This window comes from Nonomuraea sp. NPDC050643, assembly GCF_040654715.1.
In the GTDB taxonomy this organism is placed as follows: Bacteria; Actinomycetota; Actinomycetes; order Streptosporangiales; family Streptosporangiaceae; genus Nonomuraea.
The window spans coordinates 15,971-37,252 of record NZ_JBFAIM010000075.1 but is presented as its reverse complement, the minus strand read 5'-3'; the positions used below and the strand labels follow the sequence as shown (position 1 = coordinate 37,252).

Below are 21,282 nucleotides of genomic sequence, written 5' to 3'. Positions count from 1 at the left end.
CAGGGCGTTCCGGAAATCATCGGACCATGACGACGCTGCAGTCCATCGACGCCTACTGGCGTGCCGCGAACTACCTGTCCGTGGGGCAGATCTACCTGCTGGACAACCCGCTGCTGACCGAGCCGCTGCGGCCGGAGCACATCAAGCCGCGCCTGCTGGGCCATTGGGGCACCACACCGGGCCTGAACTTCTGTTTCGCCCACCTCAACCGGATCATCGCCGAGCGCGACCAAGAGATGATCTACATCGCCGGACCCGGACACGGCGGCCCGGCCGCGGTCGCGCACGCCTGGCTGGAGGGCTCCTACTCCGAGACGTACCCCGAGGTCTCCCAGGACGCCGCCGGTATGCGCACGCTGTTCCGGCAGTTCTCCTTCCCTGGCGGTATCCCGAGCCACGTCGCGCCGGAGACGCCCGGGTCGATCCACGAGGGCGGCGAGCTGGGCTATTCGCTGGCGCACGCGTTCGGCGCGGCCTTCGACAATCCGCGGCTGGTCGTGGCCTGCGTGGTCGGCGACGGTGAGGCGGAGACCGGCCCGCTGGCCGCCAGTTGGCACTCCAACAAGCTCCTCGACCCCGACCGCGACGGGGTGGTGCTGCCCATCCTGCACCTGAACGGGTACAAGATCGCCAACCCCACCGTGCTGGCCAGGATCCCCGAGTCCGAGCTGCTCGATCTCATGGAAGGATACGGCTACCGCCCCCACATCGTCGGCCCGTCCCACGAGGAGATGGCGCGGACACTGGACGAGGTGTTCGACCAGATCGCCGCGTACAAGGACGGCCGGGCGGCCCGTCTGCCCATGATCATCCTGCGGACGCCGAAGGGCTGGACCGGGCCGCGCGAGGTCGACGGGCTTCCGGTCGAGGGGACCTGGCGGGCCCATCAGGTGCCACTGTCCGGGGTGCGCGACAATCCCGGGCATCTGGCGATGCTGGAAGAGTGGATGCAGGGCTTCGCCCAGCTCGGCATGCTGGCTCTCGCGATCGGGATCACGATGATCGCCGGCGAGTTCGACCTGTCGGTCGCCGGGACGTACGCGCTTGGCAGCATGCTCGCCGTCCACACCGGCCAAACCTCTCCGGTCATGGGCGTCCTGGCGGCCGTGGCCGCTGGCGCCGGCGTCGGCGCGATGCAGGGCGGCCTGATAGCCCGGCTTCGCATCCCATCCATGCCCGTCACGCTCGCGACCTATATCGCCCTTCTGGGGCTGACGTACGCGATGTCCGGAGGGCTGAGCAAGACCTACGCCAACGGCGATGTGACCTTGTGGGTCGACCAGACGATCGCTGGTGTCTTCTCGCCCCGAAGCCTGTTGACGCTCGTGGCCTTCCTCATCGCTGCGATCGTGCTGGGCTTCACCAAGCTGGGGCGCGAGCTGCGGGCCATCGGCGGCGACCGGCGGGCCAGCCGGGTCGCTGGCGTCGGCGTGGACCGGCGGATCGTCGAGATCTTCACAATGTCGGGGACGCTGGCGGCGTTGGGCGGTGCCCTGCTCGGCTACAGTTACGCCTCGGCGAACCCGGATCCGGGGTTGCAGCCGCTGATCCTCTCCGTCGTGGCCGCGCTGCTCGGCGGAGTGTCGCTGGCCGGCGGTCGTGGCGGCCCGCTGGGGCTGCTGGCCGGAACCCTGTCGGTGGCGCTGATCGCACAGCTTGTGGCGGTCACCGCCCTGCCCGACTTCACCACCCAGCTGCTGTATGCGGTGCTGCTCGCGACAATCGTCGCCATCGAAAGCCCCGGTCTCCATCAGACGATGGAACGGCTCCGAACTCGCCGTACACGCGCGACACGACATTTGCCAGGCGAGCCGCGATGACAGAGGGGAACATACGTCCGTGGTGCGATGGTCGCGATCGGCACGTGTCCAGCCTAGCCGCCGGCCCGCGAACCAAGCGCGACGATCGCGACACCCCACACGGGATCGGCACTTGCACGAGGAGGACGACCATGACGGAAACGATCACCGTGGCCGAGGGCTTCTGCTTCCTGGAGGCGCCGCGCTGGCGCGATGGGCGGCTCTGGTTCTCCGACTTCTACACCTACCGGGTGCGTTCCATGCGCGAGGACGGGTCTGACCTGCGCGAGGAAGCCTACGTTCCCGAGCAGCCCTCTGGGCTGGGCTGGCTTCCCGACGGACGGCTGCTGATCGTCTCCATGCGCGACCGCAAGGTCCTGCGCCGGGAGCTGGACGGAACGCTCTCGGTCCACGCCGATCTCGGCGAGCATGCCGCGGGGCATCTCAACGACATGGTCGTGGACCGCCACGGACGTGCCTATGTGGGCAACTTCGGCTTCGACTTGATGGCCGGCGATCCGTTGAAGCCGACATCACTGCACTGCGTCGACCCTGACGGCCAGGTCACAAAGGTGGCTGACGACCTGTGGTTCCCCAACGGAAGCGTCATCACCCCCGGCGATGTGCTCCTGATCGTGGAGACCTTCGGCAACCGCATCACCGCCTTCGACATGACCGGCGACGGTGACCTCGTCAACCGGCGGACGTGGGCGGAGTTCGGGCCGTTGCCCGCCGACCGCGGCGTCGCGCAGGCGCTCGCCCAGTTGCGGGTCGCCGGCGACGGGGCCTGCCTCGACTCTGAGGGCGGCTTGTGGGTCGCTGACGCCATCGGCGACCGGCTTGTGCGGGTGATCGAGGGCGGCACGATCACCGATGAGATCAAGCCGGGCTCGCCGGTGTACGCGTGCGCCCTCGGCGGGGCCGAAGGCGCGACGCTGTTCGCGTGCGCCGCGCCGGACTTCCACGAGGAAGCCCGCACGGCGGCGCGCGAGGGCAGCATGCTCGCCATGCGGGTCGCTGTACCGGCCTCCGAGGAGTCTGCGTCCGGAAATTGGCGATAGAAATGATCTTCGGATCGACGCAGGTCCGTTATCCCCAGATCGGGGATCACGTTCGACCGGTTCATCCGCAACATGGCCGAGTTGGCCCGGTTTGCTGGGCACCTGATCTCTGAGGAACCTGGTTCCTGGTAGAAAGGTGTCCCGCTCGGAAATACAGTTTCGTGCTGTGAGCTGGGGTTTTGCTGCGTGATCAGGGCGGCGACTGCGACCATCTCGAGGAGTTGTCATCGCTTGTCCACCGGTTGGTGAGGTGCTGTTCACCTCGCTGCTGGTGCAGGCGCAGACCGCCAGTCGTTCCTGTCGGCGTTCGCCTCCAGGATGGGGGAGCGGCTCGCCGAGGCCACGGCGGGTGCGGTCTCGCAGGAGAGCGCCGGCCGGGGCACCGACCTGGTGCCGGTGCTGGCGGCCCGCGAACAGGAGGTGGAGCAGGCGGTCGAGCGCATGTTCCCGAACCTGGTCTCGCACGCGATCCGCACGTCCTGGGACCGGGAGGGCTGGGCGGCGGGCCGTACCGCCGCAGCCGCAGCCGCAGCCGCAGGGCGGGGCCACGCCCTGGGGGGAGCCTCGCCGACCGGATCGCCGAGCTGCGCCCGGCCGAGGTGCTCGTCGTGCACGCGGACGAGGCGTCGGTGACGGCCTTCGGGCGGCCTGATGCGTGAGCGGCCCCGTCCTTGGACGGGGCCGCTCATCGGCTGACGAACCGGCCGCTCGGGGGCCCGTCACCCCTGCCCGGCGACGGGCGCTACTCGCCGCTGGCTTCCACGATCATGAACTTGGCCGTGCCCACCGACATGTTCCCGGCCTTGTCGGTGGCCCGGTACGACAGGGTGTGCGCGCCGGGCTGGTTGACCGTCAGCGGTTGCGTGTACGCCGCGAACGGCTGGCCGTCGAGCGAGTACTCCACGGTGTCCAGCCCGGAGCCGACGTCGCTCGCCGTCAGCTTCACCGTCGCCGAGCCGACGTAGTTCCAGGCCCAGTCCTGGGTGCCGGTGATCGCGGCCGACACCTGCGGCAGCGTGGTGTCGTTCTCCGGAGCCACCACGGTGAACCTCAGCGTCGCCACCGGCGAGGTGTTCCCGGCCTTGTCGGTGGCCCGGTACGACAGGGTGTGCGCGCCCGCCTGGTTGACCGACACGGGGGACGGGTACTCGGTGTAGGGCCCGCCGTCGAGCGAGTACTCCACCGTGGCGACCCCCGACTCGGTGTCGCTCACCGAGATCATCACGGTCGCCGAGCCGACGTAGTTGCCCGCCGAGTCCTGCCGGCCCGACAGCTGCGCCGAGACCTGCGGAGGGGTGGTGTCCTCCTCCTGCGAGGCCTTCACCGTGAACCTCACCGAGTCCACGGGCGAGGTGTTGCCCGCCTTGTCGGTGGCCCGGAAGGTCACCGTGTGCGCGCCGGGCTGGTTGACCGACAGCGGCTGCGTGTACGCCGCGAACGGCTGGCCGTCGAGCGAGTACTCCACGGTGTCGACCCCGGAGCCGGTGTCGCTCGCCGTGACCGTCACCGTCGCCGCGCCCACGTAGTTGCCGTCCGCGTCCTGGTCACCGGTCACCTTCCCGGTGACCACGGGCGGGGTGGTGTCCTCCTCCTGCGGAGCCACCACCGTGAACTCCACCGAGTCCACGGGCGAGGTGTTGCCCGCCTTGTCGGTGGCCCGGAAGCTCACCGTGTGCGCCCCCACCTGGTTGACCGACACCGGGGCCGAGTAGGCCGCGAACTCCCCGCCGTCGAGCGCGTACTCCACGGAGTCCACCCCGGACTCGGTGTCGCTCGCCGAGACCGTCACCGTCGCCGCGCCCACGTAGTTGCCGTCCGCGTCCTGGTCACCCGCCACCTGTGCGGAGACCTGCGGTGCGGTCGTGTCCTCGCCCCCGCCTTCGGTGACGACGAGTTCGCCGGTCATCTGGCCGTGACCGGGGATCACGCAGGTGTAGCGGTACTTGCCGGGGGTGAGGTTCACCTGGGCGATGTGCCGGCCGCCGTTGGAATCGAAGGGGCTGGCGATGATGTTGAGGCTGACGTCGTGGTTGTAGCCGGGGGTGGAGGTGTCGAACGTCAGCGTGTGGGTCATGCCGGTGGTGTTGCCGGTGGCCGCGCTGTTCTCGAAGACGATGGTGGAGGGGCCCGCCGTCGCCGATTCCGGCGCCGACTTGTAGGCGTTCATGCTGTCGTCGGCGGTCCAGGTGAGCACCTGGTCCGCCGCCTGCGTGGCGGTGAGCTGCGTACGGGGCTGCGTGGCGGCCTGGACCGACGACAGGAAGAGCGCGGGAAGCGCCACGGCGAGCAGCACCACGGCGAGGCGCGGCGCCGTCACCGCTCCGGACGCCTGCCGTAAGGCTCTGATCACGAGGGAGGGGAGAGATCCGGCATGCATGTGTCGATGTACCTTTCCGAGCTGGGGTGGAGTGCCGGGCGCGGGGAACGCTCCCCGGCCCGGCACCCGGCCGGCGTACCGTCCTAGAGTTCGCGCACGCGGATGTTGCGGAAGTCGATCACGTCGTTGTTGCCGTGGTTCTGCAGCCCGACGAACCCGCTGATGAACTGGCGCAGGTCCGTGGGCGGGTCACCGGCGCGGGACGACGCCTTGCCCGGCGTGTTGTCGAACTCGCTGATCACCGTGCCGTTGCGGATGATCGTGTAGTGCTGGCCGACCACCCGGACCTCGTAGTCGTTCCACCGGCCCTTCGGGGTCACCCCGGCCCGGTTCAGGCCGTTGGGCGAGAAGTTGTAGACGGAGCCCGTCTTCTGCGGCTCGCCGGTGTCGCCGTCGTAGATCTGGATCTCGTGGCCACAGAAGATCGCGACCCACGCGGGTGACGTGCGCGCCGCGCCGACCGTGCCGCAGCTTCCGGCGGGACGCTGCTCCAGCGGGGTCCTCGGGTCCGGGAACCGGACGAAGACGCCGCTGTTGGCGCGATGCGGGTCGGGCGAGCTGTCACGGAACTGCAGCCGGACCGAGAAGTTCGCGTACGCCTTGTCGGAGTACCACAGCATGCCCAGACCGCCGGAGCTGCGGATCGTACCGTCCGATTGGAGGGCGAACTGCCCGGACGGGGCCTGGCTCCAGCCCAGCAGCGACGATGCCGTGCCGTCGAAGATGGGCTGGTACCCGCTCACCCGCCCGACCTCCGACTCGGCGCCGGCGGTGCGCAGCGCCTCCGCCTCCTGGGCGGTGATGACGCCGTCCTGGAGGAGCTGCGTCACGACGGTGTCGAGGTGCTGGACGAACTGGTTGTGGTTCGTCCAGTCGCGCTCGTCGTCGATCAGGTCGTTGATCGTGCAGCCGCCACCGGCCGCCTTGTTGCGCACGCCGGTGAAGGCGTCGAGCAACTGCACCGTTGGCCGGGCGTCGGGCGCGGCGCAGCCGACCGTGACAGCGATCTTCCCGGTGGCCTGCTCGCCGTCGGCGTAGGTGACCTTCAGCGTCGCCTGGTAGGTGCCGAAGGTGGCGTAGGTGTGCGTCGGGGCGGCCTGATTCGACGGTGCGCTGCCGTCGCCGAAGTTCCACTCCCACGCCACGCCGCCGGCCTTGGCGCTGGAGAACGTCATCGTCCTGGGCTCGGCGTTCTGCCGGGCGGGACGCGCCACGGCGGCGGCCGGGTCCGGCGTCGCCGGGCCGCCCTTGTAGGTGACGCGGACCAGCTTCTGGTTCGCGTGCAGGCTGAAGAAGCCGTTGCCGTAGTCGAGCAGGTAGAGCGCGCCGTCGGGACCGAACTTCGCGTCCATCCACGACTGGAGCTGGTTGGCGGCGGTGCCGCCCGGGATGATGTTCCGCAGGTCCTCGGCGAACGCCGGCCGGCCCGCGTCCCTGGCGGTCTCCGGGTTGACGGTCACGGCGATGCGGTTGTTGCCGTTGGCCTCGTCACCGATCAACCACTTGTTGTCCCAGTACTCCGGCCACGCGACTCCGCTGTCGGTGTCGGTCTGGGAGCGGTGGTAGGTCGGGCCCGACATGACCGCCTGGCCGCCGCCCTTGAGGTAGGGCATGGTGAAGGTCTCCTCGCCCTGCTTGTACGTCGGGAGACCGCTGCCGTCCTGCCGCTTCGGGTAGACCGGGCCGCCGCCCTGCGGCGAATACCAGATCATGTTGTCGCGCGCCGGCGGGATGTCGACGAGGCCGGTGTTGCGCGGCGAGGTGTTCTTCAGGTTGTCGCAGTCGTACCACTCGGCGGGCTGGGTGGCGTCGCTGTTACCGCGGTCGCGGTAGGGCTGCTTGTTGCCCATGCAGTACGGCCAGCCCTGGTTGCCGGCGGAGGTGAGAACCGTCACGGTCTCGTACTTCGCCGGTCCCCACGTCTCGCTCGGGCCGACGGCATCGGGACCGACCCAGCCGGCCGTGATCCAGTCGTTCTCCTTGTCCCACTGCAGCCGCGCGATGTTGCGGACGCCCATCACCCAGATCTCCGCGCGGGTCTTGCCGCCGCCCTCTTCCTCGCCGGTGAACAGGTTGCCCTCGGGGATCGTGTAGGTGCCGTCGGGCTCCGGGTGGATGCGGAGGATCTTGCCGTTGAGGTCGTTGGTGTTGCCGGAGGTACGGCGGGCGTCCTGGAACGAGGTGCCCTTGTAGTCCTGGGTCCAGTTGTTCCCGGAGTAACCGCCGGATCCGCCGGAGGAGTTGCTGTCACCGGTGCCGATGTAGAGGTTGCCGCTCTCGTCGAAGGTCATGCCTCCGCCCGCGTGGCAGCAGCTGTGAATCTGGGTGTCCCACCGCAGGAGGTCCTTGCGGCTGCTCTGGTCGATCGTCTGGGTACGCGAGTCGTAGTCGAATCGGGAGACCGTCCGCTTGCCGATGCGCCTGTCCCGGTCGATCGACGCGTGCGGCATCCAGTACGCGTAGATCCAGCCGTTCTCCGCGAAGTCCGGGTCGAGGGTGATGCCGATCAGGCCCTCCTCGTTCTTGACCAGCTCGTCACCGCTGCCGCGGTTGCCCATGACGGGCAGCGTGGTCAGCAGCTTGACCTGCTTGGTCCTCGGGTCCCACTGGTGGATGGTGCCGCAGCCGAGGCCCACCTTCGGGTCGTTCCAGTCGGGGATCGGGCCGGTGGCGCAGGCCGCCTTGCCGATGTAGAACACCTTGCCGTTCGGCGCGATGGTCAGGCCGTGCGGCTCACCGATCTGGTCGAGCTGCCCCTGCGTGTTCGGGGCGGTCAGCCGTTCCATGGTGTAGTTGGCCGCGATGGTCGCCTGGCAGTCGCCCCGGACGATGCCGGCCGCCCACCGGATGGCGCCGGCGAGGTGCGTGCGGAACTGCTTGTCGCTGGTGTAGCTCGCCGCGGTGCCGCCCATGCCGGTGTAGAAAGACCGGCCGCCGTCGTAGTCACGGCACCAGGAGACCGGATGGAACGGGCCGTTGCCATTCATGCTCGGGTTGTAGGTCCACTCCTCGACCTGCGCGATCGTGTGGACCTTGCCCACCGGATTAGGGTTCCAGCTCAGCCACTTGTCTGTCCGCGACAGAATGAGCGGAAGCCCCTCGTTCGCCGGATGCCGGCGGTCGAGGATGTCCACGACGGCCTTCTGCTCCTTCGGCGCGGGGGGAGGCGCGGAGTCGGGCCCGAACAGCCGCAGCTCGGCGAGCTGGGTCAGGGGCTCACCGCCGTTCGCGGTGACGTTGAGCCGGTAGTACTGGTACGCCGTGGTGTTCTCGAACTTGTATTCCTTGCTCTGGAACCGCTGCGGGAAGGTCTCCCCGCTGCGCTTGTCGAGATCCGTCCAGGTCGTCCCGTTCTGCGAGCCCTGGAGGGTCCAGTCCTTCGGGTCCCGGCCGGCGAAGTCGTTGGCCGACGTCAGCGCGTAGTGCGCCACCGCGACGGGCTTGTCCAGCTTGCCCTGCACCCACGCGGTCGGCGTCCGGGCCAGCCACTTGGTGTCGTTGTCCCCGTCGAAAACCTTGTCCTTGGTCTCGTTCGGTGGGTTCTCCGCGCTCGCCGCGGCCTCCGTCACCTTCTCCGCGATGGGGAGGGCGCCGACGGGACGGGTGCCGATCAGTTCGGTGAACCAGGCCGAGTCCACCTGCGCGCGGGCGGCATCGCGGATGCCGACGAACCCGCCACCACCCCTGATGTACGCCTGGAAGGCGGCGAGCTGCGCTTCGTCCAGGCTCACGCCGTTGGCGGACAGGAACACCACGCCGCGGAACCGCGCCAGGTTGTCGGCGGTGAAGACCGCCGGATCCTGGGCCTCCTCAACGGAGAACCCGTTCTTCTTGCTCAGTTCCCTGATCGCCGTCACGGCCGCCCGCACCGGGTCGTCCTGCTGCGCGGCCTGACCGCTGAAGACCAGCACGTTGACGGCGGGCTTCTTGGCGGCCGGGGCGGGGGCCTGTGCCTGGGCCGGCACTGCGGTCGGGGTCCCCAGTCCGAGCACCAGGACGGCACTCGACATCGCGATCAGTACGCGTCGCCAGGCGGGTGGTCGGGACGGTAAATGGCCTGTTCGACCCATCATTGCTCCTTGGGATCGAGGGTGGTTCGGGACCATGTGCGGACGAGTTCGGGGGTCGGCCGCGGTCCGGGGTTGTCGACGTCTGCGTGGGGCCGTATTCGTACGGCATGGGGCGCCTGGGGGCAGTGCACGGCCGTTAGTGGCCCGTGTGGTCGCCGCCCGTGTGGTCACCGTCATAGTGACCGCCGCCCGGTTGACCCGGCACGTTCCCGGCCGCGTCCGTCACCTTGAAGATGCCGGCCATCCCCATGTCGGAGTGGCTCTGGACATGGCAGTGGTACATCCACGCTCCCGGGCCGACACGCTCGCCCGCGATCAGCTGGAAGCCGAACGACTCCGCGGGCCCGGTGATCTTGGTGTCGATGATCCGGCTCGGGTCCTCAAGGCTCTCCAGCATGCCGGTGCGGTTGTCGGCCCAGCGGTGCCCGTGGATGTGGAACGTGTGGTAGAACTCGCCGTGGGTGATCACGATCCACTCCACCCTCTCGCCGACCTTGGCGACGAACTCCGGCGCGTGGTGCGCGGGGTGATTGTTGATCATCATGTCGTTGAAGACGACGGTGAACGTCTTGTCCGGCCTGACGTCATTCTTCCGCCGGACCACCAGCGGGCCGTACAGCCCCTGACGGATGCCGCCCGTGCCGTGAGCGGTCCCCACCACGTGGTCGTGGTAGTGCCAGTAGCCCGCGCTGCCAGGCTCGATGCCGGCACCGCCCGCGCGCCTGCCCTGCGCGTGGGTGCGCCAGATGTAGGTGCGCCGGCCCCCGGGCTCGACCACGCTCTCGTTCAGCCTCGTACCGTCGCTGACCACGTCGTAGTCCACCCCGTGGACGTGCAGGCTCGCCGTCACGTCCAGGTTGTTGACCATTTCGATCTCAAGCGTGTCGCCCTCGACCATCTCGATGAGCGGCCCGGGAATCGTGGCCATGCCGGGCTCCAGGCCGTAGCCCAACTGGCCGTCCGCCAGCCGCTCGGCGTACAAAGTGATGCGGCGGACCGCGCCCATGGCCGTGTCGGCCTGGATCGACGCCGCGGTCTGATTCGCTGTGACCAATGGTGCCAACGCGGCAGCCGCCGCGGACGTGGTGAAGGCACGCCGGGAGAGCAGGCTTTTCGCCATGCCTCTGCCTACCTCGGTCATGGTTCCCCAATCGGTGACGCTTGCGTAAGGGTGACTTGCGAGTGCTCGGGCATTGCTTTCGCGCGCGATGTGGGTCTAGGCCTGGACCCGTCGCGTTGTGACCGGTGGCGCTATGGGGGCAGTTAGATCGACTTTCGATCGAAGTACGCGCCATTTTCGGCGAAATGTCAAGAAGTAGCGTCGAAAGAGTCAGAGCTTCCGCCTATATCTGGTCAAAGGTGGATACGGCTGTTACGGTGACGACAAGATCGAGCTCCTCCGTGTCCGCACCCCACCCCATACCTCCTGCCGCCGCCCCTTCCGGCTGTCCCCACGGTGGTGCTGGGCCTGACCGACCCCCTGGTGGTCAAGGAGGAGGAGATGGGCCGGGCGTCTCGGACCGGGCTGTAGCACGATCCGGCCCGCGGCGAGCCCTGCGACTACGACCTGTGGGATGACGACGCCAACGCCTGACGCGCGCCTCCGACGATCGTGCCCCTGCACCATGCCCGCACCCACCGGGGGCTCAGCCCTGACGTGCCTATGGAGGCCGCCCCGGCCTGCGGCTCGGCCCCCGTTGAAGATCGCCAAGGACGTCGCGTACGACGCTCCCTTGCGCTTCGGGGTTGAGGAACCTGCGGACAGCCGTTGGCGGAACCGGCGAGTAACTTAACTGGACGCTTGGACAGGGCCCTCGGTCGGGATAAGCACGGGCGGACCCGGCTGGCCGGGCAGTAGCCCGGTCAGCGCCGATCGAACCTCCTCAAGCCGGGAGCCGGCCAGCGCGGGCGGCCGGCCGCGGTAGCGGCCTTCGGCTTCGGCGGCGGCGATCCCTTCGACGGTTAGCTCGTTCTGGATGTCGCGCTGGAACTGCCCGACCGCAGTGATCACGTTGATGAGCAGCGCTGTCGTGGCGTCGTTGGCCGCGAGGTCATGGAAGTTCGACAGCGGGCCGGACAGGACGCGCAGGGCGACGCCGCGGGCCTGGCACCAGTCGCGGACGGCGTGGATGTCGATCAGGTCGCGGCACCCTCGGCCGGGCGAAATCCCTCGGCGACGCCTTCGGTCCGCACCAGCAGTCCGGCCTCGGTGAGGATGTGCCGCTGCCGTAGCAGGGACTGGGTGGCGGTGGAGGAGCGGGAGTAGACGATCCGCACCGGCGGCTCCTCGGATGGGGGACGGGAGCCCCTTCTATCTGTCGGGAAATCCTGTCGTCAATTCGGGCTCGAAAACACCTATCAGGAGCGGTGTTTTGTACGGCGACGTCTGATTCTTCGGGCCGCGGGGAGCCTGGTTGGCGGGGTGTCGGGAAGCCGTCTAATCCCGACAGGCCGGCCTGCCGGGTCAGCCCGCGGGGCGAGGCGGGCGATGACGCCGCAGGCGATGTTGTGGTCGGAATCGGCGGTCACCCCATATCCGGCGGCGGTGAAGACCTGGGTGAGGCTTGCAGTTCGGCATCCAGGTCGACGCCGAGCATGTGGCGACCAGCGAGACGTAGAAGTCGCCGTCCGCGCAGCCCGCCCACCGACCCCTCCGTCCGTAGTTGTCAACCCTCGCGCGATCTGGTGGAGGCTGCATGGGATAGCTTAAGAAAATTAAGATCGACCTTGAAATAGTGAAGGTTCGTCGGGTATATCTTTGGATATGGACTGGCAGGAACTTACAAACCTGACCCAGGGCCAGCCGTTCGTCGTCGAGCGGGTGCGCCTGGCAGGCAGCGGCGTCGCGATCGAGGGCGACTTCGAGCTACCGCAACTGGCTCAGCTCAACGTCGAGGATCAGGTCTTCATCACAGCGTTCGTGCGGTGCCACGGCTCCATCAAGGAGATGGAACGCATCTTCGGGGTGAGCTATCCGACGATCAAAGGACGGCTGAACCGGATCACACAGATGCTTGACTTCGTCGAGACCGATCCGGCGCCGTCGCGGGCCGACATCATCGAGCGGTTGCGCCGCGGCGAGATCACCGCACAGCAGGCACTGTCCGAGCTGGGGGATGGCACATGATGCCGCAGTTGGTGACCGTACGGGTCAAACGCCCAGACCACCGTGCCCTCCGGATCTGGGTGCCGGTCCTGCCCGTGGCGCTCGTTCTTTCACCGCTCGTGGTCCTAGCCGTTCTGGGTGCGGCCGTGGCCTGCCTCGTGTTCAGCATCAGCTTGGTGCGCGCGCTCGGCACCGGCCGGCGCATCGTCTCGGCGTTGCCCGACACCCGGGTCGACGTCGACTACCGCCGTACGGCGGTGCTCGTATCCATCCAGTAGGAGAGGTTTCGATGAACGAACAGCGCAAGGACGTCCTCGACATGCTGGCCGAGGACAAGATCACTGCAGAGGAGGCGGAGCGGCTCCTCCTCGCGCTCGAACGAGACCAGCCACCGGCGGCTTCGTGCCTCGAGCTCCGGCCGAAAGGCAGGGCGAAGTACCTGCGGCTGGAGATGGAGTTCCTCGAGGACGGCGAGTCAGGGCGGCTCAACCTGCGGGTGCCGCTGCAACTGCTGCGAGCCGGTGTACAACTCGTCGCCCTGATCCCGCCGCGGGCGCTGGATCGGGCCAACGCCGAGCTGGTCAAGGCGGGCGTGCCGATCGATCTGACCCATCTCAAGCCCGCACAGCTCGAGGCGCTCGTGGAGCACCTCGACGAGACGATCGTGGAAATGGAGGCGCCCGATGGCCACCTGCGTGTCTTCTGCGAGTAAGGGGAAACCATGACCAGCCGGCAATCCACCCGGACCGGCATGGTGCCCGGTCGATGACACCGCGCTGTACGTGCGCGACACCGGCGGGCCGGTCATCCGGTGGTCTACCTCAACGGCGCCTATGCCGACCATTCGCACTGGCGGCGCGCCATCGCTGACCTCGGCAGCGACTACCGGCACCTCACCGACGACGAGCGCGCCCGCGGCAAGTCGAAGCGTTCGGCGGACTATTCGTTCGAGGGCGCCGTCCGGGACCTGGCCACCGGCACCAGCCACCGTTCCCGATTCACCTCTGAGAAAGGCAGACCCATGACCATCAAGCGATCCCCCTGGACAGGCATGGTCCCAGTAGACGATACGGCCTTAGCCGTCACCGACACCGACGGCGACGGTGTCCCCGTGATCTACCTCAACGGCCACGCCGGCGTTCAGCGGCAATGGCGGCGGGTCCTTGCCGAGCTGGGGACACAGTGGCGGCATATCACCTACGACATGCGGGGGCGTGGTAAGTCGAAGCGTTCGGCGGATTATTCGTTCGAGACGAACATCCGAGATGTCGATGCTGTCCTCGCAGCCCGGGGAGTGGCCCGGGCGGTGGTGGTGGGCTGGTCCTATGGAGCGTTTGTCGCGGCGCACTGGGCCAGCCGGAATCCGGCCCGTACCGTGGGCGCGGTCTTGGTGGAGGGCGCGCAGCCCTACGACTGGTTCGACGAGTCCATGGAAGCGGGGATGCGCAAGATATGGAAGCGGCTCTGGTGGCCCATGCAGATGCTGCGCCCGTTCGGTATGGCTCCACGGATGACCGGCGACCAGCTGGCAGACAGCAACATCGAGGTCGGCAAGATCGCCCGCGAGCGTGACCTGGGCCCCGTGCTGGACAGCATCACCGTCCCGGCGCGCTACGTGGTCGCTTCTGGGGAGTCCTTCGGAAGCCAGGGCGGGCACGAACAGGTACGCACCAGCCTCCCTGCGGTGACTGCACGCAATCCGAACATCCAAATCAGCGCGAAAGTCGCCAGCAACCACGGTTCGATCCTGCGTAAGGACTATCGCGCCATCGCCGAGGCCGTACGTGAGGTCGCCGCCCTCGACCACGAGGGGAACTGAGGACGCCGCCGTCACGGTGAATCCCGCACGGGAGAATCCTGATAGCCGTCGGCGCAAAGCCAGAGGTCTACACGCCCTCTCCCTCCACCGTCTGCACCGTGTCCCCGCCGTCGGCCAGGTCGGGGATCTCGCCGAGCTGGCGCAGGCCTTCGGCCGGCGCGGAGGAGGAGATGGCATAGCGGCCCAGGACGTTGAGGTGGGCGTGGCCGAGCGGGCTGAGCCGGGCGGCATCCTCATCCTTGACCGGCACGCCCTGCGCCCGCAACAGGTCGACGGCGGCCGACAGATACTTCGACCAGGTTGCGCTGCTTGTAGGCGAGGGCGTCGAAGGCGTGCGGCCGGCCTCCGCGGCTGCCTCTGCGCTTGCGGTTGGCGATCTGGTCGCGCCGTTCGGGGATGACCGCCTTGATGCCACGTCGGCGCAGGTGCAGGCGGATCTTGCGGGTGGAGTAGCCCTTGTCGCCGATCACGGTGTCGGGCCGGGTGCGCGGTCGGCCGCCCGCCGGGCGGCGCACCCGGAACTTGGCCAGTACCGCTTCGAAGGCGGTGCAGTCGACGGTGTTGCCGCCGGTCAGATGCAGCACCAGCGGCAGTCCGCGGGCCTCCACGAGCAGGTGCAGCTTGGTGGTCAGCCCGCCTCGGGATCGTCCGAGCGCCTGCCGGTTTTGCGATTGCTTCGTATCGATCGTCCCGCCGTCGTCCCCCTTTTCGGGCGCCGGCCGCGTGCTGGTGGGCGCGGGCGATGGTGGAATCGATGCTGACGGTGAACTCCACCTGGCCGAAGGAGTCGTCCTCGACCTGCATATCCTCCAACAAGCAGCCGGGCCCAGGTGCCGTCCTGTTCCCAGCGTTTGAACCGCTCGTAACAGGTCTGCCAAGGCCCGTACCGCTCCGGGACGTCCCGCCACGGCGCGCCGGTCCGCAGCCGCCACAAGATGCCATCGATCACCTCCCGATGATCCCGCCAGGGATGCCCCCGTCCATCGCTCGCCGGCAGCAGCGGCTCGATCCGCGCCCACGCCTTATCGGTCAACTCGCCACGTCGCACCACGACCGACATTCAACAACGAGTACCGCCGAGCATCCTGGCTCGACTGGGTGAAACCCCAGACCAGACCCTGGGCGCGAGTTTTGACGCGCTACACGGTGCAGCGGGCCCGCAACCTGGTGATGGGTTTGGGTGACTGCATCGCCGGGCTGCGGTTCGCGATCCACGATCGCGACCCGCTCTCTACCTCCGCCTTCCCGGAGATCTTCACAGCCGAAGGGCTGCGGATCGTCACAACGCTGCCGCGGACGCCGAGGATGAACGACGCTCCACCGACCGCCGGTTAGCGACCGACGCCCATGCCGTGGAAGTGAATCCAGACTTAGGCGTCGGGGCGTAGCTCCGCCAGTTCGGCTTCGGTGAAGCCAGCCAGAATGCGATCTTCGACGTTGAGTGGCATCGGGCTGGCGGTGGGCCAGTTCGCGGCGGCCAGGAGCCGGAGGGTCTCCGCATCGAGGGCGGCGACGGCTTCGTCGCTGCCGAGCAGTTCGCGCAGCCAGCGGTTGCCGTTGCCGACATGGGTGACCTCGTCCGCGTTGATGTAGTCGAAGAGCAGGGCGGTGCGTTCGTCGCCCATCTTCTTGAGGGCGCGGTAAATCATCATGCCGCCGTCCAAGCCTATGCCTTCGCCCATACGCTGTTCGATGTTGATGCGTTCGGGCAGCGTACGGCCGAGGGTGAACTTATCCCACACGTCAAATTTGATGGGATGGTCGCCGATCTGACCGCCGAGCTCGGAAATACGGTTGGCTATCAGTTCAAAATGACGCCCTTCGTCGCGAACCTGTTTGGCCATGTCGTACCGCAGACCCCATGGGGCCTCTGGATGATGGGCGATGAGGGCCGCGCAGATCTCGGCAGCGCAGATCTCAATACCGAAGATCATGTCGTGCAGGTACCGGACGAGGCCAGAGGCCTGGGAAGTGCCTTCGGTAAGTCCGGCCTCCCTGCCGGGCCGACGGGGAATCGACTCCAACGCGGACAGTGGCGGAGGGATCTGCTCGTCCCGGTCCAGACCCTCGATGCCGCGCGCGAGTTCTCTCCTCCCACCGGATGCGGCGCCGCCGGTCGGCAGGGTGAGCTTGTCCAACTGCTCTGCCACGCTCTTCAGACACGACACCGAAGCCTCGTCCGCCAATTGGTCATGCCGGGCCTGCCAGAGGCAGACGACGTCGCGCAGCTCGGGAAACGCCTGCGACACCAGGAGGTCGTACTGCTCCGCCGGATCGCTGATCCGGATCAAGCCGTTGGTGAATTCGGCGTATCCGGCGACAGGCGTCATCGCCTCAGCAGAGGAACGAAGGCCGGGCAGGCGCCGGCCGATGTGGTCGGCCGCCTGCGCGAGGTTCCACACATCACGGGAGAGGGCCACCTTGGTTTGAGAGTCGGCGATCCTTACCAGCACGCCGGCCGAGATCTCCAGCAGGCGGACGCACGCGTACCGGAGAATCTGCATGGACCGGCGGCTCTCCGCCACATCGGGGGGAGCTTTCTCCGTCATTCAGAACATCCTTTGTCGGGTGGCCGCAATACGAGCCACATCATCCGCGCCGACCACGTTCACCGGTCGTCCCAGCCGAACCCGTCCGCAGCCGTGAGGGTCCCTGTTCTGTGCATTTCCTGGCTCATTCATCGAGTATTACCAGAGCTCGCCCCGGATCAGCGGGCCGTGCCTGGCAAGTGTTTGCCTGGCAGCAATCGTCCACTCCTCATCAGACTGGTCGGTCAAGGACAGGAGCCGCCTGTGGCAGGAAGTGACCACTGCCGAAGGCGGCGGGGAAGATGCTCTATTCGAGGTGTGACGCGGTTACCGCCGGCTCTGAGAGCCTGACCATGTACCGCGTTCTCATCGTGGTGGACACGCCCGGTTGGCGAGCATCAAGAACCCGCTTGCGTGCTGCCTTCACCGACTCAGCCGCCGGTAACGATTGCACGGAGCACATCTTCATGGACGTGCGGGACGGCCTGCTCATCCTGATCTTGTATCTCCGCGCGGCGGACCTGGACGTGGCCCGTCTCAAGGCTGAGCAACTGTGCCGTCGTGCGATGGCCGCCGCCATGCCGCTGGACACCCTCTGGATGATCCGGTCGACGACCGTCCTCTGACAGGTGACCTACTCAAGGTCGTCCTGGTCGATCCAGCCCAGGGCGACAGCTCGTGCGCCGACCTGGAATCTGCTCTTCGCCTCGAGCCTTTCCTGCAGCGCGGACACGGTGCGCCTGACCGTGCGGACCGACACGCCGAGCCGCCTGGAGACCATCTCGTCCGTGTGGCCCAGGCCGAGCAGTCTCAGTACCTGCTTCTCCTGCGCGGTCTGCCCATCGTCGTCCCGCCGCCGCCGTGCGCCGAACGGCACCGCGTTCTTCCACGCGAAGTTGAACAACGCGACCAGTCCTGTGAGCAAGCCAGGGCTGGCCACCTCCACCGCGGCGGCGCTGGTCTTCTCCACGTCGACGGGTACCACCGCGATCCGCCGGTCCACGATGAGCATCCGCATGGGGAGCACGGAGGTCGTGCGGACCTCGCTCCCCATGTCGCAGAGCCACTGGGCGTAGGAGCAGGTCGCCGGGTCGTTACGGACGCTGTCCAGATAGATGGTGCGCAGCCGGACTCCGCGGTTGATCGCGTCTCTGTCCAGGGGCCTGCTGGCCGCCATGCTCGCTTCCGACTGGGCGCCGCCGTACATGAAGGAAGCGGCCTCCCATGTACAGGTCTCGGCCAGCTCGCGGAGCCTTGCTCTGACGCTGTCGATTCCCTCAATCCAGTCGACCCCGGTTGCGGACGTGTGCACGCGGCTCCCCGCGTACATGTCCAGCAGCGCCGTAAGCGAGGCCCTGCTCTCCTCGAGCTCCTGTTGCCGCTTGGCGATCTCAACCTGCTGCCGGGCCAGTAAGGCCGCGAGCCCGGTCTTGGGGTTGACGGGCACGAAAACTTCGGGAGCGGACCCGGAGATGCGCAGTAAGGACATGCGTGCCAGGTCGTCCAGGGCCTGACGGATCTGGTGCTCCTCCATGCCGAGGTTCTGCATCAGGTCCTCGACCCCGGCCTGGGGATGCTCGAGCATCGCGAGGTACACCGATTCGGCCACGTCGTTGAATCCCAACGCCTCGAACATGAGCCCTCTCTGCGCGTTCCCGTGTCTGGAGCAGAGCCGTTTCGTCCTGTCTAGCGGAAGACGATATGAGGCCAGCACAACGTCGGTATACGTCGGTATACGTCGGTATATGTCCGGCAACGGTGCAGGTGGCCGCTTCATGCCATAGGCAGCAACTGACCACTTATGTGGGCGAACTCGAGCGATCAACGATGGAGGCCTCCGGCAACACCACTGATGTTTGCCACGGGAGGGTTTCCGTGCCTTCTTCTGCACCATTCGACAACATATTTGCCGAGCCTGTGGTACGGCCTTGGGAGCTCGGTGACCTCTTGAGAGCACATCGGGAGCAACGTGGACTGAGCCAGCAGCATCTGGCGGATCTCTCCACAGTAAGCGTTCGCACCGTTCGCAATATCGAATCCGGGTGCATCAGAAAGCCGCGGCGGCAGACCCTCAGCCTGCTCGCCGACACGCTCAAGCTGGACAGAATCTCGTGCGCCCTGCTGAACGACGCCGCCGAACGATCCGAGCCCGCCGACGGCGGCCTCGATCTCCACCCACCGCACCCCTTCAGTTCGTTCATCGGCCGACTCGGTGACAGAAACGCCATCACCCGTACGTTGACCGCCGGAGACAGCCGCCTCGCGGTGATCAGCGGCCTCGGTGGCGTGGGGAAGAGCCGGCTGGCCATGGAGGTGGCGCTGCGTCTGCGTGAACAGAACGGCTGGCCCGTCCTCTGGGTCCCCCTGGGGGAGGGTGGGGACGGTGGGCTCCCTCAGGCACCCGCCGCCGCCGTCGCCGTGGACGCGATCCGCGGTGATGCCGGATCGAGCGCCAGGCTGGCACGGCTGATCGGCGGCAACGACGCGCTGATCGTTCTGGACGGGATGCCCGGAGGCTCCTCCGTCGAGGGCTTCGCCTTCGCCCTTCTCCGTGCCTGTCCCCGGCTGCGGGTGCTGGCCACGACGGCCGCTCCGTGGCGGGCCAGGGGAGCGATGTCGCTCCGGCTGGCACCCCTCGCCGTCCCATCGAGAGACTTCTGGAATGCTCCTGCACAGCTCACGGAGACGGAGTCCGTCCGGCTGTTCCTCGACCGCATGCACCAGGGGCGAGCCGGCTCGGGCCTCCCCGATGCGGACCCGGCGGCTGTGGCCGAGTTGTGCCGGCGCCTGGACGGCATCCCGCTCGCCCTGGAACTCGCGGCCGCCCGCTGCGCGGAGCTCAGCGTGGAAGTGCTGCTCCACAACCTGATCACGGCCGCGGGTGGTACGTCGGACCAGGCGTTGCCCGGCGAGTTCGGTCCCGTCTGGAAAGTGATCGCGACCAGCTGCGATTTCCTGGCGGGCCCCCAGCGCGAACACGCACGCCTGCTGGCGCGGAGCACTGAGCGGTGGTCCATCGAGAACGTCGCGGTCGAGTTGGAGCTTTCCATCTCCGCGGCCATCGACCTGGTCGACGCGATGGCCGCGGTCGGCCTTGTACGCGTGGAGAACCGCGGTACGTCGCCGGAGATCGTCCTGCTGAACCTGGTGCGTCGCGTCCTGCTGGCCTCCACATCGTGATCGGAGATGGCAAGAGCCTCATGGAAGCACCCCTGGCCGCCGCCGACGTCGTGGTCCTCGACGATGTCATCGAAGCGGCTGAACGGCTGGAACCGCACCTTCCCCGTACCCCGTTGCACCGGCTGCGGACGGCCGGGAACCGTCCGGTCTGGCTCAAGGCGGAACACGGGCAGCCCACGGGCTCCTTCAAGATCCGCGGAGCCCTCTTCGCGATGTTGAAGCTCCACGACGCGAGGGCGCTGCCAGGAGTGGTCGCGACGTCATCGGGCAATCACGGACGTGCGGTCGCCCATTCCGCCACGATCCTGAAGGTCGCGGCGATCGTCGTGGTCCCGCACAGCGCGCCGCAGGTGAAGGTCGACGCGCTCAGAGCGCTCGGCGCCGAAGTCGTCGTCACCGACCCCGACTCCCTGGACGCCGTCGCCGTGGACATCCGCGATCGACACGGTCTCGCACTGATCGGCTGCGACCTGCCCGATGTCATCGCCGGGCAGGGCACTGTGGGCCTGGAACTGGTGGCGCAGTGCCGGGAACTGAGCACCGTCTACCTGCCTACGGGCACGGGAAGCCTGCTGGCGGGTACGGCGGTCGCCCTCAAGGGGCTGGGGGGGACGACCAGGGTCATCGGAGTCGAACCGGAACTGGCGGCGGACGCCTGCGAGAGTTTCCGGCGGGGGGAGTTGACCGCCTGGCCTGTCGCCGACACCTACAGAACCGTCGCGGACGGGTTGCGGGTGCCAAGCCTGGGGCACTACGCGTGGCCATTGGTGCGCAGGCTCGCCGATGCCATGGAGACCGTCTCGGAGACGGAGATCACCCGGGCGGTGCGACTGCTCGCCGAGTCCGAGGGCATCGTCGCGGAGCCCAGCGGGGCCGTCGCCTGCGCGGCGATGCTCCGGGGGCGTAGCAGGGACCGCGGACCGGTTGCGGCCGTGATGTCAGGCGGCAACGTCAGCCCCGCCTGGCATCGGTCCCTGCTCGATTCGCGATAGCACCGGGAATGCCGCATCTTGCCGACGTAATTGCCGGTTGTCAGGTTAAGTGGATTCTATGCTCGAAACAGCAGGAAGAAACGAAGGAGGTGTCAAAATGTTGAAGTCAAAGGTCATTACCATGTCCGCCCCCGAGGGTAATCCGTGCTCCCGATCCGGGCACGTGTTTGAATCTGACTACGCCGATTTCGGAGATTTCGAGCAGGAGCTGATCAGCGCCATCGCTGACGGCCGGCAGGAAAACGACTAGCCGCATAGTCGTCGATGCAGCAAGGGGCGGCGCTCCCCGGCTCAACAGATCGGTGAGCGCCGCCTGACCCGCGTGTGACGATTCTCAAGGATCTGCGCCA

Annotated in this window: 19 protein-coding genes and 2 pseudogenes; 12 read left to right on the top strand and 9 right to left on the bottom strand. The window is 67.7% G+C overall.

What is annotated here, in order from left to right:
- The first annotated feature begins 26 nt into the window (after positions 1 to 26).
- From AB0I15_RS55295 to AB0I15_RS55285, 3 genes are all read left to right on the top strand, one after another.
- On the top strand, positions 27 to 1,820 hold the full coding sequence (locus AB0I15_RS55295) for a hypothetical protein (RefSeq protein ID WP_358115976.1): 1,794 nt from the start codon (positions 27 to 29) through the stop codon (positions 1,818 to 1,820).
- A 131-nt stretch (positions 1,821 to 1,951) separates the two neighbouring features.
- Positions 1,952 to 2,860 (top strand): SMP-30/gluconolactonase/LRE family protein, encoded by a 909-nt coding sequence (locus tag AB0I15_RS55290; protein ID WP_358115973.1) that lies wholly within the window; start codon positions 1,952 to 1,954, stop codon positions 2,858 to 2,860.
- 318 nt (positions 2,861 to 3,178) lie between these two features.
- Positions 3,179 to 3,493 (top strand): hypothetical protein, encoded by a 315-nt coding sequence (locus AB0I15_RS55285; protein WP_358115970.1) that lies wholly within the window; start codon positions 3,179 to 3,181, stop codon positions 3,491 to 3,493.
- Between the two features lie 109 nt (positions 3,494 to 3,602).
- Here AB0I15_RS55285 and AB0I15_RS55280 read toward each other — a convergent pair whose 3' ends face one another.
- The 5 genes from AB0I15_RS55280 to AB0I15_RS55260 form a co-directional block, all read right to left on the bottom strand.
- Positions 3,603 to 5,210: a chitobiase/beta-hexosaminidase C-terminal domain-containing protein gene (locus AB0I15_RS55280; protein ID WP_358115967.1), complete on the bottom strand. Its 1,608-nt coding sequence runs from the start codon at positions 5,208 to 5,210 to the stop codon at positions 3,603 to 3,605.
- Between the two features lie 110 nt (positions 5,211 to 5,320).
- Complete coding sequence (locus AB0I15_RS55275; RefSeq protein ID WP_358115964.1) at positions 5,321 to 9,247, bottom strand: ThuA domain-containing protein; 3,927 nt, start codon at positions 9,245 to 9,247, stop codon at positions 5,321 to 5,323.
- A 196-nt stretch (positions 9,248 to 9,443) separates the two neighbouring features.
- Positions 9,444 to 10,361: a multicopper oxidase domain-containing protein gene (locus AB0I15_RS55270; protein WP_358115961.1), complete on the bottom strand. Its 918-nt coding sequence runs from the start codon at positions 10,359 to 10,361 to the stop codon at positions 9,444 to 9,446.
- 735 nt (positions 10,362 to 11,096) lie between these two features.
- Positions 11,097 to 11,396, bottom strand: a complete 300-nt coding sequence (locus tag AB0I15_RS55265; RefSeq protein WP_358116050.1) for a hypothetical protein — start codon at positions 11,394 to 11,396, stop codon at positions 11,097 to 11,099.
- A 47-nt stretch (positions 11,397 to 11,443) separates the two neighbouring features.
- The gene (locus AB0I15_RS55260; RefSeq protein ID WP_358115958.1) at positions 11,444 to 11,584 is read right to left on the bottom strand and encodes a hypothetical protein; all 141 of its coding nucleotides are present in this window, start codon (positions 11,582 to 11,584) and stop codon (positions 11,444 to 11,446) included.
- 487 nt (positions 11,585 to 12,071) lie between these two features.
- Between AB0I15_RS55260 and AB0I15_RS55255 the strand changes: the two genes are divergently transcribed.
- From AB0I15_RS55255 to AB0I15_RS55240, 4 genes are all read left to right on the top strand, one after another.
- Positions 12,072 to 12,434 carry a DUF2089 domain-containing protein gene (locus tag AB0I15_RS55255; protein WP_358115955.1) on the top strand — a complete coding sequence of 121 codons (363 nt, stop codon included), beginning with the start codon at positions 12,072 to 12,074 and terminating at the stop codon, positions 12,432 to 12,434.
- Entirely contained in the window at positions 12,431 to 12,691 is a 261-nt protein-coding gene (locus AB0I15_RS55250; protein ID WP_358115952.1) for a hypothetical protein, read from the top strand. The genes AB0I15_RS55255 and AB0I15_RS55250 overlap by 4 nt, the downstream gene beginning before the upstream one ends.
- Before the next feature lie 11 nt (positions 12,692 to 12,702).
- Positions 12,703 to 13,125, top strand: coding sequence for a hypothetical protein (locus AB0I15_RS55245; protein ID WP_358115949.1), 423 nt, complete (start codon positions 12,703 to 12,705; stop codon positions 13,123 to 13,125).
- A gap of 99 nt (positions 13,126 to 13,224) precedes the next feature.
- Entirely contained in the window at positions 13,225 to 14,232 is a 1,008-nt protein-coding gene (locus AB0I15_RS55240) for an alpha/beta hydrolase (RefSeq protein WP_358115946.1), read from the top strand.
- 67 nt (positions 14,233 to 14,299) lie between these two features.
- Here AB0I15_RS55240 and AB0I15_RS55235 read toward each other — a convergent pair.
- A pseudogene (locus AB0I15_RS55235) lies at positions 14,300 to 14,521 on the bottom strand (Tn3 family transposase); the annotation flags it as partial.
- A 1-nt stretch (position 14,522) separates the two neighbouring features.
- A pseudogene (locus tag AB0I15_RS55230) lies at positions 14,523 to 15,292 on the bottom strand (IS5 family transposase); the annotation flags it as partial.
- A gap of 71 nt (positions 15,293 to 15,363) precedes the next feature.
- On the opposite strand from AB0I15_RS55230, the gene AB0I15_RS55225 reads away from it, so the two are divergent.
- Positions 15,364 to 15,567, top strand: a complete 204-nt coding sequence (locus AB0I15_RS55225) for a hypothetical protein (RefSeq protein ID WP_358115943.1) — start codon at positions 15,364 to 15,366, stop codon at positions 15,565 to 15,567.
- Between the two features lie 35 nt (positions 15,568 to 15,602).
- On the opposite strand, the gene AB0I15_RS55220 is transcribed toward AB0I15_RS55225, so the two are convergent.
- The gene (locus AB0I15_RS55220) at positions 15,603 to 16,781 is read right to left on the bottom strand and encodes a DUF455 family protein (RefSeq protein WP_358115941.1); all 1,179 of its coding nucleotides are present in this window, start codon (positions 16,779 to 16,781) and stop codon (positions 15,603 to 15,605) included.
- Between the two features lie 332 nt (positions 16,782 to 17,113).
- On the opposite strand from AB0I15_RS55220, the gene AB0I15_RS55215 reads away from it, so the two are divergent.
- Complete coding sequence (locus AB0I15_RS55215) at positions 17,114 to 17,386, top strand: hypothetical protein (protein WP_358115938.1); 273 nt, start codon at positions 17,114 to 17,116, stop codon at positions 17,384 to 17,386.
- Between the two features lie 8 nt (positions 17,387 to 17,394).
- Here the strand turns inward: AB0I15_RS55215 and AB0I15_RS55210 are convergent, their stop codons facing one another.
- Complete coding sequence (locus AB0I15_RS55210; protein WP_358115935.1) at positions 17,395 to 18,396, bottom strand: helix-turn-helix domain-containing protein; 1,002 nt, start codon at positions 18,394 to 18,396, stop codon at positions 17,395 to 17,397.
- Between the two features lie 167 nt (positions 18,397 to 18,563).
- Between AB0I15_RS55210 and AB0I15_RS55205 the strand changes: the two genes are divergently transcribed.
- The 3 genes from AB0I15_RS55205 to AB0I15_RS55195 all read left to right on the top strand — a co-directional run bounded on the left by AB0I15_RS55205 (position 18,564) and on the right by AB0I15_RS55195 (position 21,182).
- On the top strand, positions 18,564 to 19,940 hold the full coding sequence (locus AB0I15_RS55205) for a helix-turn-helix domain-containing protein (protein WP_358115932.1): 1,377 nt from the start codon (positions 18,564 to 18,566) through the stop codon (positions 19,938 to 19,940).
- A 20-nt stretch (positions 19,941 to 19,960) separates the two neighbouring features.
- Entirely contained in the window at positions 19,961 to 20,932 is a 972-nt protein-coding gene (locus AB0I15_RS55200) for a threonine/serine dehydratase (RefSeq protein ID WP_358115930.1), read from the top strand.
- A 97-nt stretch (positions 20,933 to 21,029) separates the two neighbouring features.
- Positions 21,030 to 21,182 (top strand): hypothetical protein, encoded by a 153-nt coding sequence (locus tag AB0I15_RS55195; protein WP_358115927.1) that lies wholly within the window; start codon positions 21,030 to 21,032, stop codon positions 21,180 to 21,182.
- Positions 21,183 to 21,282 lie beyond the last annotated feature (100 nt).

Coding starts and splice junctions, on each gene's coding strand:
- AB0I15_RS55275 (WP_358115964.1), bottom strand. CDS start 9,247: ATGTCGAGTGCCGTCCTGGTGCTCGGACTGGGGACCCCGACCGCAGTG.
- AB0I15_RS55200 (WP_358115930.1), top strand. CDS start 19,961: ATGGAAGCACCCCTGGCCGCCGCCGACGTCGTGGTCCTCGACGATGTC.
- AB0I15_RS55210 (WP_358115935.1), bottom strand. CDS start 18,396: ATGTTCGAGGCGTTGGGATTCAACGACGTGGCCGAATCGGTGTACCTC.
- AB0I15_RS55255 (WP_358115955.1), top strand. CDS start 12,072: ATGGACTGGCAGGAACTTACAAACCTGACCCAGGGCCAGCCGTTCGTC.
- AB0I15_RS55220 (WP_358115941.1), bottom strand. CDS start 16,781: ATGACGGAGAAAGCTCCCCCCGATGTGGCGGAGAGCCGCCGGTCCATG.
- AB0I15_RS55295 (WP_358115976.1), top strand. CDS start 27: ATGACGACGCTGCAGTCCATCGACGCCTACTGGCGTGCCGCGAACTAC.
- AB0I15_RS55285 (WP_358115970.1), top strand. CDS start 3,179: ATGGGGGAGCGGCTCGCCGAGGCCACGGCGGGTGCGGTCTCGCAGGAG.
- AB0I15_RS55195 (WP_358115927.1), top strand. CDS start 21,030: ATGTTGAAGTCAAAGGTCATTACCATGTCCGCCCCCGAGGGTAATCCG.
- AB0I15_RS55215 (WP_358115938.1), top strand. CDS start 17,114: ATGTACCGCGTTCTCATCGTGGTGGACACGCCCGGTTGGCGAGCATCA.
- AB0I15_RS55250 (WP_358115952.1), top strand. CDS start 12,431: ATGATGCCGCAGTTGGTGACCGTACGGGTCAAACGCCCAGACCACCGT.
- AB0I15_RS55290 (WP_358115973.1), top strand. CDS start 1,952: ATGACGGAAACGATCACCGTGGCCGAGGGCTTCTGCTTCCTGGAGGCG.
- AB0I15_RS55245 (WP_358115949.1), top strand. CDS start 12,703: ATGAACGAACAGCGCAAGGACGTCCTCGACATGCTGGCCGAGGACAAG.